The organism is Corallincola platygyrae (genome assembly GCF_039544265.1).
Lineage (GTDB): Bacteria > Pseudomonadota > Gammaproteobacteria > Enterobacterales > Neiellaceae > Corallincola > Corallincola platygyrae.
In genome coordinates this window covers 26,058-41,454 of sequence record NZ_BAABLI010000015.1, presented here as the reverse complement: position 1 = coordinate 41,454, position 15,397 = coordinate 26,058, and the positions used below count along the sequence as shown (strand labels likewise).

16 protein-coding genes are annotated in these 15,397 nt (G+C 50.2%); 10 read left to right on the top strand and 6 right to left on the bottom strand.

The window, feature by feature from the left end:
• The first annotated feature begins 128 nt into the window (after positions 1–128).
• The 5 genes from ABEA14_RS12985 to gorA all read left to right on the top strand — a co-directional run bounded on the left by ABEA14_RS12985 (position 129) and on the right by gorA (position 5,434).
• On the top strand, positions 129–980 hold the full coding sequence (locus ABEA14_RS12985; RefSeq protein ID WP_345340448.1) for a tetratricopeptide repeat protein: 852 nt from the start codon (positions 129–131) through the stop codon (positions 978–980).
• Between the two features lie 82 nt (positions 981–1,062).
• Positions 1,063–2,178, top strand: coding sequence for a sensor histidine kinase (locus ABEA14_RS12980; protein ID WP_345340447.1), 1,116 nt, complete (start codon positions 1,063–1,065; stop codon positions 2,176–2,178).
• Positions 2,179–2,180: 2 nt separating this feature from the next.
• Positions 2,181–2,780, top strand: a complete 600-nt coding sequence (locus ABEA14_RS12975; protein WP_345340653.1) for a response regulator — start codon at positions 2,181–2,183, stop codon at positions 2,778–2,780.
• A 241-nt stretch (positions 2,781–3,021) separates the two neighbouring features.
• The gene (locus tag ABEA14_RS12970; RefSeq protein ID WP_345340446.1) at positions 3,022–3,756 is read left to right on the top strand and encodes an SEL1-like repeat protein; all 735 of its coding nucleotides are present in this window, start codon (positions 3,022–3,024) and stop codon (positions 3,754–3,756) included.
• A 310-nt stretch (positions 3,757–4,066) separates the two neighbouring features.
• Positions 4,067–5,434: a glutathione-disulfide reductase gene (gene gorA / locus ABEA14_RS12965; RefSeq protein WP_345340445.1), complete on the top strand. Its 1,368-nt coding sequence runs from the start codon at positions 4,067–4,069 to the stop codon at positions 5,432–5,434.
• 83 nt (positions 5,435–5,517) lie between these two features.
• Here the strand turns inward: gorA and ABEA14_RS12960 are convergent, their stop codons facing one another.
• Together ABEA14_RS12960 and ABEA14_RS12955 are read right to left on the bottom strand one after the other, a co-directional pair.
• Positions 5,518–5,697, bottom strand: a complete 180-nt coding sequence (locus tag ABEA14_RS12960) for a hypothetical protein (protein ID WP_345340444.1) — start codon at positions 5,695–5,697, stop codon at positions 5,518–5,520.
• A gap of 50 nt (positions 5,698–5,747) precedes the next feature.
• Entirely contained in the window at positions 5,748–6,143 is a 396-nt protein-coding gene (locus tag ABEA14_RS12955; protein ID WP_345340443.1) for a hypothetical protein, read from the bottom strand.
• A 495-nt stretch (positions 6,144–6,638) separates the two neighbouring features.
• Here ABEA14_RS12955 and ABEA14_RS12950 point away from each other — a divergent pair, with 495 nt between their 5' ends.
• Entirely contained in the window at positions 6,639–7,289 is a 651-nt protein-coding gene (locus ABEA14_RS12950) for an esterase/lipase family protein (RefSeq protein ID WP_345340442.1), read from the top strand.
• Here the strand turns inward: ABEA14_RS12950 and ABEA14_RS12945 are convergent.
• The 3 genes from ABEA14_RS12945 to ABEA14_RS12935 all read right to left on the bottom strand — a co-directional run bounded on the left by ABEA14_RS12945 (position 7,261) and on the right by ABEA14_RS12935 (position 10,633).
• Positions 7,261–8,316 (bottom strand): oxidoreductase, encoded by a 1,056-nt coding sequence (locus ABEA14_RS12945; RefSeq protein WP_345340441.1) that lies wholly within the window; start codon positions 8,314–8,316, stop codon positions 7,261–7,263. The genes ABEA14_RS12950 and ABEA14_RS12945 overlap by 29 nt on opposite strands.
• A 138-nt stretch (positions 8,317–8,454) precedes the next feature.
• Entirely contained in the window at positions 8,455–9,585 is a 1,131-nt protein-coding gene (locus ABEA14_RS12940; protein WP_345340440.1) for a M48 family metallopeptidase, read from the bottom strand.
• Entirely contained in the window at positions 9,527–10,633 is a 1,107-nt protein-coding gene (locus ABEA14_RS12935) for a YjgN family protein (RefSeq protein ID WP_345340439.1), read from the bottom strand. Before ABEA14_RS12935 ends, ABEA14_RS12940 begins: the two co-directional genes overlap by 59 nt.
• A 212-nt stretch (positions 10,634–10,845) precedes the next feature.
• Between ABEA14_RS12935 and ABEA14_RS12930 the strand changes: the two genes are divergently transcribed.
• Entirely contained in the window at positions 10,846–11,421 is a 576-nt protein-coding gene (locus tag ABEA14_RS12930) for a YtfJ family protein (protein ID WP_345340438.1), read from the top strand.
• A 52-nt stretch (positions 11,422–11,473) separates the two neighbouring features.
• On the opposite strand, the gene ABEA14_RS12925 is transcribed toward ABEA14_RS12930, so the two are convergent.
• Entirely contained in the window at positions 11,474–11,659 is a 186-nt protein-coding gene (locus ABEA14_RS12925) for a helix-turn-helix domain-containing protein (protein ID WP_377776242.1), read from the bottom strand.
• Between the two features lie 220 nt (positions 11,660–11,879).
• Between ABEA14_RS12925 and ABEA14_RS12920 the strand changes: the two genes are divergently transcribed.
• From ABEA14_RS12920 to ABEA14_RS12910, 3 genes are all read left to right on the top strand, one after another.
• Positions 11,880–12,770 (top strand): DMT family transporter, encoded by an 891-nt coding sequence (locus ABEA14_RS12920; RefSeq protein ID WP_345340437.1) that lies wholly within the window; start codon positions 11,880–11,882, stop codon positions 12,768–12,770.
• Positions 12,771–13,033: 263 nt separating this feature from the next.
• Complete coding sequence (locus ABEA14_RS12915) at positions 13,034–14,443, top strand: glycoside hydrolase family 1 protein (RefSeq protein WP_345340436.1); 1,410 nt, start codon at positions 13,034–13,036, stop codon at positions 14,441–14,443.
• A gap of 47 nt (positions 14,444–14,490) precedes the next feature.
• Positions 14,491–15,345: a mechanosensitive ion channel family protein gene (locus ABEA14_RS12910; protein WP_345340435.1), complete on the top strand. Its 855-nt coding sequence runs from the start codon at positions 14,491–14,493 to the stop codon at positions 15,343–15,345.
• Positions 15,346–15,397: the final 52 nt, after the last annotated feature.

The window sequence follows — 15,397 nt, the reverse complement described above, 5'->3', positions numbered from 1 at the left end:
AAGTGAATTGATGACATTTGTCATATGCGATTGGTGACAGCTGTGGGTAACGAACACAGTGCTAATTGGAAATACTTATCACCGTCAACTGATGACAAAGAACGCCGACACAAACAAGGAAACGAACCATGCCCCTAAACATGAGAAAGCCCTTAGCTGCCGTAACGCTAACCACTTTGCTTACCGCCAACGCTTATGGATTTTCAAGTGACGTGTCGGTGCAGTTACCCAGTTTATCAGTAGAGAATTTCTTTCAACTGAACAGCCAGTATCAAACCAAACTAAGTGAGGACCACATGAATAAGTTTGCCACTTTCCTAAGCGCCACCCTGTTGCTGACCAGCCAGGCCAATGCATCGGTTTACGACGAATTGGCCAGTGCCGGTTATCAGGCGGACACCGCCACCATTGAAACGTATGTAGAAAGCAGTGACCGTTATCTTGCGGCATTTGCCCAATACAAATTGGCAATTGCCAGCTTGGTTGCAGGTGATAATGAAAAAAGTCTGGCCAATGCTAAGGCTGCCCAGATTGCCTTAGAGAAGATCGTTGCTGAGTCACCTGAAGATGCCGAAGCCTGGAGTCTGCTTTCTATGGTGAAGGGCTTTCAGATCGGTTTGGACTATGCTCAGGCAGTCAATCTTGGGCCTGAGTCTGACAAAGCGGCACGCACAGCACTTAAGTTAGCCCCCAACAATCCTCGTGCGCACCTGGCCAGTGGTTTGGTGGCTTACCACAAACCTGAGCAATATGGTGGCAGCAAAACAAAAGCAGTCGAGCATTTCAGTCAGACCATCAAATTACTCGCCGTCGAAGATACAAACACCATCGACTGGGGCCTGACGGAAGCGTATATCTGGCGCGCACAGGCCTACAGTGCACTGAACCAAAAACAAGCGGCTGCTGGTGATCTGCAGGAAGCGCTGGTGCTATCCCCCAACAACGGCTGGGTTGAAGAACAGCTTGCCAACCTGAAATAGACACGCAACTATGACACCAAGCGTGTGCTTCGAGAGGGGCACGCGCTCAGCATTGAGAAACAACAGAATGAAGTTAAAGGGAATGAACGAAAGTAAGCGATGGCTCCGCAATACACCTAACTCGACCCATATCTGGTTGCTGACGCTTGGCTTTTATTGGTTGCAACCCGTACTGAGCGAATTTCCTTCCATAACCATGGTTTGGTTGGCACTGGCAATGCTCGCGTTTCTTGGTTGCTATTACATTGTATCTGCCAGCGCCAATCTCACCCATCGCAGACTTGCCAACCTCGGCATGGTGATGCTTGGCATTGCAACAGCCACGGTAAATGTGGGTGCCAATACCTTCTTTATCTTTGCCTCTGCCCACTTTGGTCATAACTGGTCGATGCGTATTGCCGTGCCACTGCTGATCACCAACATTGTGTTGATGATCGGGTGTTATCTGCTGTTCCCTCTCCATATTGGCTACTTCCTGCTGCCCGGCATGATCACCTCTATCATAATCGGCATCGAGTCGGTGTGGGTCGCTCGGGAAGAAAAACACCAAAGCGAACTGAAACAGAGTCAGCAGGAGATACAGCGATTAGCAGCAGAAGCAGAGCGTGAGCGAATCGGCCGGGATCTGCACGATATTCTGGGTCATACCCTGTCCGTGGTGAATATGCGCGCCCAGCTGGCCGAACGAGTTTGCCAGCAAGCGCAACACTCACCAGAAAAACTGGAAGTGCTGGCCGAGGAGTTAAAAAACATTGGCCAGGTCAGTCGTGACGCACTTAAGCAGGTGCGAGAAGCCGTCAGTCATTACCGGCATGTGGATCTGGCATCGGAGTTCAGCGCATTAAGCCTGGAATTAGAGCGACATAATATTGTTACCAAGTCTCAAATTTCGCTACCGCAGATGTCAGAAAAAACCGAAGCGGAACTCGGCTTGATCCTGAGAGAGCTGATCACCAACGTGCTTCGTCACTCTAAAGCGACCCAATGCCAGGTGGGTAGCGAAACCAACGACAATCAGTTTCAACTCTGGGTCAACGACAACGGTGTCGGCCAGGATATTCAATTCGGTAATGGCCTGACAGGTATCGTCGAGCGGGTGAAGGCGCTTAATGGGTCGTTTTCAGTCACCCACAAACAAGGCGATTTAGGCCAAGGAACCTACCAACAAATCACCATCCCAGTGGAGGCACTCAGTTGAGCATAAAAGTATTACTGGCAGAAGATCAAGATCTCATCAGAGGGGCGCTGAGTGCCCTGCTGAATATGGAAACCGATATCGACGTTGTCGCGGAAGCAAAAAACGGTAAAGAAGCGCTGAATTTGCTGCAGGAACACACTGTCGACATTCTACTCAGCGATATCGAAATGCCGGAGCTCGATGGGCTTTCACTTTGTGAACAGGCCCTGGCTGACAACAAAGACCTCACAACGATGATACTGACCACATTCTCCCGTGCGGGCTATATTCGCAGAGCAATGGAGATGGGCGTAAAAGGCTTTTTGCTGAAGGACGCACCGGCAGAACAACTGGCAGAATCCATCCGTATCGTTTATCGCGGCCAACGTGTTTATGACCCGGAGCTGGTTCTGCAGGGTATGGATGCAGAGAGTCCTCTGACAGATAAAGAGCGTAAAGCTCTGGGATTAGCCCATCAAGGATTGAGCTCGAAACAGATCGCAGAACAGCTGTTCATATCTGAAGGAACGGTGCGCAACTATCTGTCTGAGGCGATACACAAACTGGGCGCTAAGAACCGGGTAGAAGCGGGCCGAACTGCACACTTGAAGGGTTGGCTGTAACCATTTGGAGAGCTTTGGTGAAGTTTTTGCCGCATGATGACTTTCTGATTAGTGATCCATGCTGGCGCAGACAATGCAGTGTATTTCTATTTATCGTAGGGAATTTTCCCTTATACGAAGTCATAGGACGAGAGCATCGACAGGCAAGCATGCACTTGGCTCAAGTCTGGCTCCACATTACCTTGTCACATCGCAATCACTGATGGACAATAAAAGCTCAAGTCGAAAAAAGGATTTTTGAATGTCCCCTCGAAGCCTTATGAGATGGTGCGTCGCGCTGATACTAATCACAGGTGCCGTGCAGGCTAAGACAATTCGTGATGAATTAGATGCACTGGTGTTTGAAGACCCGGTTAAAGCGCATGAACTTGCAATGTCCTACGCCAAACAGAAAGAACCTGACGCCTATTTGGTGCTGGGCTTGCTCAGCTATCAGGCTCAGCGCTACGAAGATGCTGTGAAATGGCTGGAAAAAGCCGAGCAGACGGGTCATTTAGAAGCCTTGTTTCTAAAGGGCCAAGTCCAAGTTCACATGGGGCTGGAGCGCAACGACTCGACGCTTCAGCGTCAAGGTTTTGATGCGATCCAGCAGGCAGCAGCGAAGGGGTATAGTCATGCCAAACAATTTATCGAAAGGCTTGAGCGCGCTCGTTCCATCCCTCTCGCGGCAGATGGTAGCCTTGGGTCGCTTGAATTGATCCCGGTGTCTCAAAAGATGATCAAAATGGAGCTTGAAGCGGGCAACTTAGCGCCTCGTCAATGTGCCAAGCTCAGCCAATCAGAATTCGAACAAGCCCTGCGACGAGCTTCAACACAATGTCACATTGCTCTCATAGAAGGTTTACCGGAGCGTATTCCCGCCGACTTGGTTCAAGCCGCGTTGAACGAAGTCAATGAGTGCCAAATGGAGCATTTTCTCGCCGTCAATTCGATCTCCAAAGCGGACTATGTAGCCTGTTTACGCAACAGCCTATAGCGACGGTTTTAACGCGGCTTTCGTAACAATAGCCGCCTTAGCGAAACGTGTCGCAAGTCGTATTACAGGAAACTGAATACGCTAAGTTAGCCCCATACGGAGCTCTTATGGCTCTCTGATTAAAAAATCACACCTACAGAGCCTCCCTCCATAGCATAACCCCTTACAATCATTCCGTTCTCTTTTTGCTGTGCTTTGCTAGTATCCTTTGTCATAGGAGATGAGTCATAAATGTTAGGTTATGAATGATTTGTCATAGATCCTCGGTCATTCCTTCGACCCGCAGTAGAAAGCCAAAGCAGGAGAGAACATGAGTAAGCATTTCGACTTTATCGCTCTGGGTGGTGGTAGTGGCGGCATCGCGACTGCCAACCGTGCATCATTGCGCGGTGCCAAGTGTGCCATTGTTGAAGCCAAGTATCTGGGTGGTACCTGTGTTAACGTCGGTTGTGTGCCTAAAAAAGCGATGTGGTTTGCCGGCCAAATCGCTGATGCATTCAAATACGCGCCGGATTATGGTTTTGATGCAGACCTGAAAGGACTGGATTGGAGCAAACTGGTCGAAACCCGCGAAGCTTACATCTCCCGTATTCACGGCTCCTATGACCGCGTATTAGCCAACAACAAGGTTGAAGTGATCAACGGCTTCGGCAAGTTTGTTGATGCCCACACCATTGAAGTGGATGGCGAAACCTACACCGCAGATCACATCGTTATCGCCACCGGCGGCCGTCCTCAGATCCCAGATGTGCCCGGTGCAGAGTATGGCATCGATTCCGACGGTTTCTTTGAACTGACCGAACAACCTGAACGCGTGCTTGTCGTGGGTGCAGGTTACATCGCTGTTGAAATCGCGGGTGTATTTAACGCCTTGGGCAGCGAAACCCACTTAGCCGTTCGCAAACACAAACCACTTAGAAACTTCGATCCCATGCTGTCAGACACGCTGGTGGAAGTAATGGAACAGGACGGATTAAACCTGCATACCGAAGCGGTACCCAAGGCTATCCATAAACACGATGATGGCAGCCTGACCATGGAAACCCAATCCGGAGAGATGATAGGTCCGGTAGATAGCCTGATCTGGGCCGTAGGACGCGATCCAGCAACAGACAAAATCAATCTGGAAGCCACTGGTGTCAGCCTGGATAGCCGCGGCTATATCCCTACAGACAAGTATCAGAATACCGAAGTTTCCGGTATCTATGCGGTAGGTGACAATACCGGCCGACCTCAACTGACGCCAGTCGCTGTTGCTGCGGGTCGTCGTTTGGCAGAGCGTTTATTTGATGGTCGTGAAGGACTGCACCTGGATTACGATCAGATCCCGACAGTCGTGTTCAGCCACCCGCCTATCGGTACGCTGGGTTTGACCGAGCCAGAGGCAATTGAAGCTCATGGCGAAGAAAGCATCACAGTCTATAACTCTCAGTTCACCGCCATGTATACGGCGCTCACCGAGCACAGGCAGCCAACTCGGATGAAGCTTATCTGTGTGGGTGAAGAGCAGCGAATTATTGGTATTCACGGCATCGGTTTTGGCATGGATGAGATACTGCAGGGTTTTGCAGTGGCGATGCGGATGGGCGCGACCAAGGCGGACTTTGACGCCACTATTCCAATTCACCCCACCAGCGCGGAAGAGTTTGTGACCTTGTCACCACATATTTATCGTTAGTTCTGCGCTTGAGTCGTATCGAAAAGGCCACATAATGTGGCCTTTTTAGTGGTTGAGCTCAGTCATTTTGGCAAACGGTTAACTCACGATTTCTTAAAAAACGTATACAACCCCACCACCAACATAGCCGCACCAAAAATCGCCGCAAAGTTTATCCCAGCTTGATAATCGGGATTGGTATATCCCTGATTCACTGTGAAATGGCGAAACAGTATCCCGCCTCCCCACGCTACACCGACAATACCCAAAATCTTATTTTTCATCTAACAACCTCAACAACCAGATAATACAAACAGGAAAAACACATCGATGTTCAACGCCGCCTTTGCGTCTGGATGAGTAGCACTAACAGCGGCGCTGCAATAGCCAACTGCGCCCACCAGGGGCGTGCTGATTCAGTCGCAATCCAAACGGCAAAAAGTGGAAGTTGGCTCCAGGCCCAGAGGCGTACCAAACGATCAGACCAGAGCAACTTGGGCGAAAGCAGGCATATCACCAGACTCCAAAGCCCCGACGCCGAGAAAACGATCACTTCTGACACAGCAAACAGCGTTGATTCGGATGAAAACAGCTGACCGACCAGCACCAGAGCAGACAGCAGCAATACAGGGAATGCCAATAGCGCCCAATGCCGATTAGCGAATCGTTTTAGCGAACCTCCGATGGGAGGCAAATGAAAAGATGGCGAAAGTTTAGATACAACGGACATGGTCCACTCCTTGAACGCATATTGAACGTCTTGTTCAAAAACCAATCTAGTGGTTGCCAAATGCTTCGACAAGAGATATTCACTTAGATCTCTGGAATTTGTTGTGAGCCGTGCGTTTGCTCACATCTAATACCAATCCGAATAAATATATGGTCAACCAGGAAACCTGGGCAAGTTCAACTCAAGGAGCAGTCATGAAGCAATGGTTGCTCCCTTAATGGCTGCAACGCAGAAGTAGGCTTGCCCAGACTTCCCCGCAGGGCGGGTTTTAAATCACTTTATGCAGCGTTAGCTGATTTCGGCGTAGAACAACTATGCCTTCAATCACCTGCCTTGCCTAAAGTGATTAAAATTCCCGCTGGTAGATCAGATTCTTATTCGGATTGGTATAAAAACACTGAACGCGGGCATATGAAAACAACAGCTGATACACCGCTTCGCGCTCCTTACCTCTGGGAAACTATTCGAGAGGCAATGTGCGTAGTGGAATTACTTATGCTTATTCTCAGCAGCCCTTGGCTGTTGCGGTCTCGATTCCGCGCACCACACCACCGCGGTTCGTTGCTTGTCATTCCTGGTTATACCGCGTCCGACAAGGCCACCTGGCTGCTGAGAAAATACCTGACTTGGTTAGGCTATCGCGTTGAAGGGTGGCAACTGGGGAGAAATCATGGCCGGGTGGAAAAGCTGCTTCCACAGCTGCAACTTCGATTAGTCAGTATCAACCAGCGAGATGGCTGCCCCCCCATGTTGGTTGGATGGAGCCTGGGGGGTTATCTGGCAAGACAACTGGCGCGCGATAATCCGACACAGGTTGCCGGCATTATCACCCTAGGTACACCCGTTGTCGGGGGTCCCAAATACACCATAGTTAACAGGCATTATCGTAGATGGGGTTATCCCATTGAACAGATAGAACAAGAGCTGGCCGAGCAAAACCGAACTCCCATGCCCGTCCCAGTTTCTGCGTTTTACAGTCTGTACGATGGTATCGTTCATTGGCGAGCCTGTCTGGACCCGCAAGCCAGCACCCACCAACAGGCAGTCATTTGCACCCATGTGGGAATGATGGTCTCGCCAACGCTGTTTCGGCAGTTGGCGAAAGAGCTGTATAAGCTCACTCAAAATGTTTCAGCTGACAGCTGACGGTTCTTTGCTCTTTTGCACTAAGCTCACCTAGCTCCAACAGGCGAATTACACCCACCGCATCTGTCACGGGAACAGGCGCAGCGGCTTCTCCCCGTATCGCAGCCAGCAGTTGACGATAAAACGAAACGTAGTCGCCAGCTAAGGTAGGTTGAGATTTAGCTACTTCAGCGTTATGCAGACGTCCCCAGTCAGCCTCTGCCTCTGCACCAAATCCTTGCTGCAGCGGAGACACACCGAGTTTTAGAGCATCTTCCTGGGGGTCCAGTCCCAGTTTTATATAGCTGCCCTTTTCACCCTGTAGCACAAATCTTGGATTGGGTGCTGCCATGTAAGGTGACGCGGCCAATACCACCTCTTTGTCTTCGTACCCCAACAGCAGATGGAAGTAATCCACCGACTTTGCTCCCGGACGAAGCGCCCGCAAGTTCGCCGTAATGGTTTGCGGCATGCCAAACAGATTGACCGTTTGATCGATCAGGTGCGGTGCCAGATCCCAGTAGATACCACTGCCCTCACCACCATTCTCTCGCCAGCGGTCTCTGGGCTGCGGACGAAATCGGTCAAAATGGCTTTCGAAATAATGAATAGGACCCACAGCCTGCTCAGCGATGAGCTGCTTCAAGGTCAGAAAGTCACCATCCCAACGACGGTTCTGGAAAGGCACCAGCATACGTTGCTGTTTCTCAGCCAACGTAGCCAGATGCTCGGCATCCGACAGGCGTGTGGTAAGTGGTTTTTCCAACAGCACATGATTACCTGCAGTCAAAGCAAACTCTGCCCACTTGGCATGACTGTCATTAGGGCTGGTAATGATCACCAGGTCCAGCGCTGGGTTTTGACAGAGCTCGGCAGGATCAGAGACCACATCGACGCCGGGCAGATGAGCATGCACTTTTGCAGCATCCGAGCTGCTCACCATCGCAATAGCGACACGCTCATCTTCAGCCAGCGCTTTTAGAAAAGGCAGATGAAATGTTTGCGCGGCATAACCAAAGCCGACGATACCCACGTTAATCACAGACACAGAAACTCCCGGCAAAGATGAAAGTTAGGACAGTGTACTCTTTTTACCGTTTCATGCTTGCCGAAAAGATAGACGACTAAAAACGAAAAAAACCGCCAAATGGCGGTTTTTTTTTAAGACAAAAGACGACTCTACAGATTACTCAGCGGCGGCTTCAGCGCGTTCAATCCGCTCCTGCGATGCCGGGTGACTGGAGAGGTAGTCTAACCAACTTGATTCATCAGGGTCGTCGCCGTGTGTATGTTCCTCACCCTCATCACCTTCGGACTTCGCTTCATGAGCCAGCATCATTTTTCGCATCACATTGGCAAACAGCTTAGGTGACAACTCGTGGTCCTTTAGAAAGGTAAAGGCAAACTCATCCGCATCACGTTCAAAGTCTCTCGAATAAGATGAACTGACAATGATGGTTGGCAAAGCCGCAAACAGATCACCAAACACCGACACATCGCCCGCAACCAGCACAGCAATCACTGCGACTGTCGACCCCTGTAGGGTTTGGCGCAAACTATGCCGCTCAACCACATGACCAATCTCATGGCCCAGCACAGCCAGTAGCTCTTGGTCAGAATCCACCAGCTCTACCAACTGATCGGTGAAAACCAGGGTGCCATCTGGAAGCGCAAATGCATTCGCCCCCATTCGGCCGCCATTACGCAACAGCACTCTGAACTGATACTCGCTATGTTCTGGCAGATAACCGGCAAACAGTTCCTGCAATGCTTGCTGTCTCTCTGGCGGCAATTCACTTTCACCAAGGAAGCTCTCATCCAACAGTTTTAATGTCGCTTTACTTGAATCATCGAGAATCGATGCCGGAAGCTGATAGGCAACCACCTCTGCCGCTCGCGGAATACCATCTTCAACCATCCACCAGCAAAACGCTGCGACAATCACAACGCTGAGCAGAACAAACTTGGTATGGCTCTCAAGGAAGTTGAGAAAACGGTTGCTTCTATCCCGGCCAAATGCCGTCAGCCACTGGTCCACAGCATCATTTTCACGGGTTTCAAATCGGCTGCCATCTGGCAGATCGATGTATCTCGCGGTATTGCCAATGCGTGGTGACACTTTCACCTGTTCCAGGTGGAAGCTTGCCAGTTGTTGACGCTGGTCACCCAACACCACCACTGAGCCATTGGCGGCAACCTGCATGGTTGCCGCTAACTGGGCTGAAGACTCTCCGTCGTAGTAGTCCCCTTGGATCACGTTACAGTCCCAGCTCAATGTCGAAGACGTCGCCAATCTCTTCGCCGATAGCGTTGCCACGATCGGTTTGCTCAGACACAAAGCCGGTCAGGTCTGTCGCTTCCAACGTCAGTGTTTCCAAACGGTAACGCGCCATACGCACCATTACCCAAGGGATAGCCAAGCCCAGGGTCACTATAATCAGCAACGCATTGGTGACGTAGAGCTTAGTTAAATCAACTGGCTTAAGTTCACTGGTGAATCCGTTGTCTCGCAGTTTTGTATTATTGAATAACAGGTTACCCAGGCGAGCATTAACAAAAGCTTTCGCAAAACTGAAACCGATAATACCGGCGATACCTGTAACACCACCCAGAATTACCGTCAGTACCGGGCTCTCTACGGCCGCACCAATCGCAGAAATGCCTATGCCAATTAAAATCACAGCATAAACAGCAAAACTAATCAGAATAGAGAGTAGGAAGGCGATGTAGTACTCCCCAACGTCCAAGGTCGCTTCAAACTCTGCATCACCATACTTGGTGTTATTCACCACATACTTGTTGAGCTGACGCAGCCACCACGGAAATGCCATGCCAAAGCTGAAAATCACTGCCAGGTAGCCGAGTACGAAGTTGCAGAATGCCGAGCCGTAAGTACCGGTAAAATCAAACCGGATGTTACGGTAAGCAGTGTTACGCATGTTAAACCGCAGACTGCGATTGATAATCCAGGGTGCCGCGATAATAAACAGCGGAATTGAAACCAGCATGGTTTGCACTGGAAATTGCTGGTTCAAAAAGAAGTAAGCCAGAAACAGTACCACCGCGATAATGCGACCTTTGAGGATGGTGATGGGATCCGCCAGATATTGAAAGCTGGCTTTGGCAACTTCGGTATTACCGTAAAAATACTGATGCGTACGTACTTTCGCCCACGCAGCGTAGATCCCCAGCGTGAGGATGGTAAGTACAATATTTACGATCCAAATCTTGAAGAACTCACCGCCCTGGCCATGAAAGGCAAATGGGTAACTGGTGCGTTCAATAGTTTGCTCCGCAGGCGCTGGCTGCGTTTGGGATGGCTCAGCGGCGTTCACTGTCTCATCCATGGGAGTTTGTTCCGTCATTTACTGCTCCATTGTTTTACTAAGTCACTCAGGAGCCTTTAATGCTGCCTGAATCTCCTTGGGTTAATCGCTCTATGTTACAAAATCTTGTTAAAGCTGTTGATTAAAAACTTATCAGTTCGAGATTTGACGCAGATAAAAACCCATCCAATTCTCCTATGCTTTGATTAGACACATGTTTACTACCCTCGGTATTCACCTATGGAGCTGACATGAGAGTTATCCAACGGGTACTTGGTATCGCCCTGCTACTTTGCTCTACCAGCAGCACAGCACTCACCGTAGGCGTTACGCCACCCAAGGTCGACGTCAGTAATAAAGGTTTGATGGCCCTTCAGGGATCTGAAATTGAGTATCAGGATTGGAGCAGCCAGCAACTGACAGGCAAAGCGCGTGTGGTTGTGCATATCGCCGCAAAAAAGAGTGCCAATGAGATCAATCAGGATGCGATCCAGGCCTTAACTCAGGCTAATCTACCCATCACCTACTTTCAGACTACCACCATAGTTAACGCCAGCGACCGTGTCTGGGGTACACAAAAGTTCATTCGTAACCTGCTGGAGGAGCGCACAGCAGCAGAGCCTAACGCCCAGTTTGTATTGGACAACAAAGGGCGTGTCCGAACGGGATGGGGATTGAAAAAAGGTGATTCCGCTATTTTTGTGTTCGACGGCAATGGTAGCTTGCTTTGGTATAAAGAGGGACGCCTCGACATTCTTGATATCGAAGCCATGATGCAGAAAATAAACAATGAGATTGCGCGGTTGAGTGCGGGTAACGCAGACTAGTTTCCAAGGGAGGGTGCGAGGAATCTATCTATATTCCTCGCATAGTCAGAACTTACAACCCACCCAGGCGGTCAGCTAACGTCTTATAACGCTTCACATCATCTTCAGAAAAAACGGGATGACCTTCGCTGTCTTCTTCCACAGGAACTAAAAGTTTTTCTCTGGCAAGGCGCTCTACTCGCACCTCAGATACATTCAAAAACGCGGCAACGTCGGCCACAGACATCATCTGCGACATATAAAGCACCCCTTGGTCAGCTTAATTACGCTTCGGTTCACTAATTAAAGACTTAGATCCCGAAGTTTGCGAGTTCAGATAAAAGTCCTGTCGGGCTTCATCAAGGAGCGACACTATGCGCCTGAGTGGAAATCATTCTCAAGCGACTTGAGTAAGTAATGTGATCCCACGACAATAGCAACCATCGAATACAGAGAAAAATCACGTCAGAGACGCCATCTTGTCAGCCGTTCCCCAACCTAGAAAAGCGGTTTTATTCGCCCTGCTCGCGGTATTGCTGTGGTCTACTGTCGCCACTGCATTCAAACTCACGCTGGAGCACCTCTCACCCGTGCAATTGGTTTGGCTGGCATCACTAGTTTCGACGCTGTTCCTGGCTGTGGTGGTGGTTGCTAAAGGCAAGTTAAAAGTACTGCCGAGCCTGTTCAAGACACAGCCTCTACTGTTTCTGGCGCTGGGGGCTATTAACCCATTTGCGTACTACTGGGTTTTGTTCGAAGCCTATGACAGATTACCTGCACAGCAGGCCCAGACGCTCAACTACACTTGGGCGATCACGCTGACTCTGCTCTCCGTTCCACTGCTGAAACATAGGGTGACCAGAGCCCAGTGGCTGGGAGCGGGGTTGGGATACCTTGGCGCAGTTGTCATCGCGACTCAGGGACGTTTGTTGTCGCTACAGTTTGACTCAACACTTGGCGTCATATTGGCGCTGAGCAGTACCCTGCTTTGGGCAACCTACTGGATCCTCAACACCAAACAATCACAGGATCCCGTTGCCAGCTTGCTTGTTTGCTTTCTGATCGGCACACCATTATGTGGTCTGCTGGCCTGGAGTCAGGGAGATCTTTGGCCCGCCAATTGGCAGGGCTGGCTGGGAGCAACCTATATCGGATTGTTCGAAATGGGAGTGACTTTTATTGTTTGGCTCACAGCGCTAAGGCTTACCGACAGCGCAGCTCGGGTAGGAAATCTAATCTTCCTCTCTCCTTTTTTATCTCTGGTTTTTGTCTACCTGTTTCTGGGCGAAACAATACACCCAGCAACCTATATTGGGCTGTCACTGATCGTCATAGGCGTACTTGCTCAGCAAGGTGGACGCCGCAAGTAGGGTCCACCCCCTTCTTTGTCACAAGAAAAGTTTCAGATTGTCACTTAATCGTCATAGAGCCTGCCTACTATGGCGGCTCCTGGAACCTCTGGAAGGGAGTTTACTCCGCCAACGGCCCTGTAGGTGAAGTAAACATTAGGGGAGACTCATTGCCCCGTCCTCTGCTGGATGAACGCCTGTCTACGAGTAATTACTTGTAAACAGGCGTTTTTTTTCATCTATCCGTCTACACTTACTGTTACCGATTGTTCCGAGGTAACAGCATGCAGCACCCATTTCCGCCCAAGTTTATCTGGGGCAGCGCCACCGCCGCGATCCAAATAGAAGGAGCGGCGGATATAGATGGCAAAGGCCCATCAATTTGGGATCAGTTCTGCCAACAGCATCCTGAGCGCATCTATCAACAGGCAACACCTGCTCTGGGCTGTGATCATTACCATCGGATGTCTGAAGATGTCGCATTGATCAAAGCTATGGGTCATAACGGCTATCGTTTTTCCCTTTCCTGGCCACGTATTCAGCCTGATGGTCAGGGCGCCTTTAATGAAAAGGGATTCGACTTCTACGATCGCCTGATCGACCAACTGTTGGAGGCTGGCATTGCACCCAATGTCACCCTTTACCACTGGGATCTGCCACTGGCACTTGCTGAACAAGGAGGGTGGGAGAACCGAGCGACAGTGGACCATTTTGTTCGTTATGCGGCAGCCTGTTTCGAGCGTTTTGGTGATCGGGTGCCGCAGTGGGCCACACTCAATGAACCTTCCTGGAGCACGCTTAACGGCTACGTAACTGCCCTGCACCCACCTTGTGTTCACAGTTATAAACGTGCGATACAGGTTGCTCACCATATGCTGTGTGCCCACGCACTGACAGTAAAGCACTATCACGAAAAGGCGTATCTAGGTCAGATAGGTATCGTATTGAACATGTCCACCGTCTATCCGGCAACCGCTTCAGCACAGGATGAAACGGCGGCGCGGCTGGCTGATGGAGCACTTAATCGCTGGTTTATCGAGCCGGCTCTTTTGGGCCACTATCCCGATGATGTCTGGCAATACTATGCTGACTGGGATCTGCTGCCCGAACACACGGGAGAGGAGCTCGGCTGGTTTACCGAAGACAGCATCGACTTCATCGGCGTTAATTATTATTACCCCCACTACGCCAGTGGCAACGCAGACCAAACTCAGTTTTATCTCAACACATCGGGCGAAAAAGACCCAGCTCAGGACTGTATCTTCTCGATTAAAGGTGCCTTCAAGTTCGTTAAGAATCCGCAGGGCCGTTACACCGATTGGGATTGGGAGATCTACCCAGAAGGTCTGTATGAGTTGCTGAAACGAGCCAATGGTTATCGCCCCAACATCCCGATTTATGTCACCGAAAATGGCATTGGACTGCAGGATAAGCTGAATCCTGATGGCAGTGTGGATGATCCCGACCGCATCGCATTTGTGAAGGAGCACCTGGCTGTTATCCATCAGGCGATTGAAGATGGGATCAACGTTAAGGGCTACTACATGTGGGCACTGATGGATAACTTCAGTTGGATCAATGGCTACAAAAAACGCTATGGCTTTTTATATATCGACCGCGACAACGATCTAAGCCGTTATCGCAAAGCCTCCTCCTACTGGTATCAATCAGTCGCAGAAAACAACGGATTCTAACCACTGTTCATAGAACAATAATCACTAACACAACAAAGGACTTTTCAATGGAAGAACAGCTCGCAGAGAGCGTCGACAGCGGCGTTAACATACTCACCACACTGACAGAAAAAGCCGCAGAGATGGCGGTGATGTATGGCCCGAAATTACTCTTGGCCATTATCGTGCTTCTTGTCGGTTTCTCCATCATCAAGGGCATGCTCAAGGTAATGGATGCAGCCCTGAGCCGAGCCAAAGTGGAGCCCACTCTGGGTAGCTTCCTGCACAGCATCACCTCGGTCATTCTCAAAGCTATTCTGATTATCATATTTGCATCGATGATCGGCGTTGAAACCGCGTCCCTGATCGCCATGTTGGGTGCAGCGGGTTTAGCCATTGGCCTGGCGCTTCAGGGCAGCCTGGCCAACTTTGCCGGCGGTGTATTAATCCTGTTATTCAAGCCGTTTAAGGCGGGCGACGTGATTGAAGCCCAGGGTTACCTGGGACGCGTTCGCGAGATCCAGATCTTCAACACCATTCTGCTGACTATGGATAATCAGAAGGTCGTAGTACCTAATGGCATGCTCTCAAACGGTTGCGTGAAAAACTTATTCTGCGAACCCCAGCGACGTGTCGACCTTACCTTTGGCATTAGCTACGAGGATGATATTGCCAAAGCGAAGGGCATTCTGGATGCGCTGGCTATCGAAGACGAACGTGTGCTGACAGATCCTGGCCATGAGGTTTATGTCAGTGCCCACGCCGACAGTTCAGTGAACCTCTTGCTCCGTGTCTGGGTAAATTCAGATGATTATTGGCCGGTACACTTTGGCCTAATTGAGAAGGTGAAACTGGCATTCGACCAAGAGGATGTCACCATCCCGTTCCCACAGCGAGATGTGCACCTTCATCAAGTAAGCTAAATCGGCAAACGGCTTCAGTGAGTCTCACTGAAGCCGTAGTCTGGGAGGGGCA

What these genes read in the sequence shown, in the direction of transcription:
- ABEA14_RS12985 (WP_345340448.1), top strand. Translation starts at nt 129, where the DNA reads ATGCCCCTAAACATGAGAAAGCCCTTAGCTGCCGTAACGCTAACCACT.
- ABEA14_RS12980 (WP_345340447.1), top strand. Translation starts at nt 1,063, where the DNA reads ATGAACGAAAGTAAGCGATGGCTCCGCAATACACCTAACTCGACCCAT.
- ABEA14_RS12970 (WP_345340446.1), top strand. Translation starts at nt 3,022, where the DNA reads ATGTCCCCTCGAAGCCTTATGAGATGGTGCGTCGCGCTGATACTAATC.
- gorA (WP_345340445.1), top strand. Translation starts at nt 4,067, where the DNA reads ATGAGTAAGCATTTCGACTTTATCGCTCTGGGTGGTGGTAGTGGCGGC.
- ABEA14_RS12960 (WP_345340444.1), bottom strand. Translation starts at nt 5,697, where the DNA reads ATGAAAAATAAGATTTTGGGTATTGTCGGTGTAGCGTGGGGAGGCGGG.
- ABEA14_RS12955 (WP_345340443.1), bottom strand. Translation starts at nt 6,143, where the DNA reads ATGTCCGTTGTATCTAAACTTTCGCCATCTTTTCATTTGCCTCCCATC.
- ABEA14_RS12950 (WP_345340442.1), top strand. Translation starts at nt 6,639, where the DNA reads ATGCTTATTCTCAGCAGCCCTTGGCTGTTGCGGTCTCGATTCCGCGCA.
- ABEA14_RS12935 (WP_345340439.1), bottom strand. Translation starts at nt 10,633, where the DNA reads ATGACGGAACAAACTCCCATGGATGAGACAGTGAACGCCGCTGAGCCA.
- ABEA14_RS12930 (WP_345340438.1), top strand. Translation starts at nt 10,846, where the DNA reads ATGAGAGTTATCCAACGGGTACTTGGTATCGCCCTGCTACTTTGCTCT.
- ABEA14_RS12925 (WP_377776242.1), bottom strand. Translation starts at nt 11,659, where the DNA reads ATGTCGCAGATGATGTCTGTGGCCGACGTTGCCGCGTTTTTGAATGTA.
- ABEA14_RS12915 (WP_345340436.1), top strand. Translation starts at nt 13,034, where the DNA reads ATGCAGCACCCATTTCCGCCCAAGTTTATCTGGGGCAGCGCCACCGCC.
- ABEA14_RS12910 (WP_345340435.1), top strand. Translation starts at nt 14,491, where the DNA reads ATGGAAGAACAGCTCGCAGAGAGCGTCGACAGCGGCGTTAACATACTC.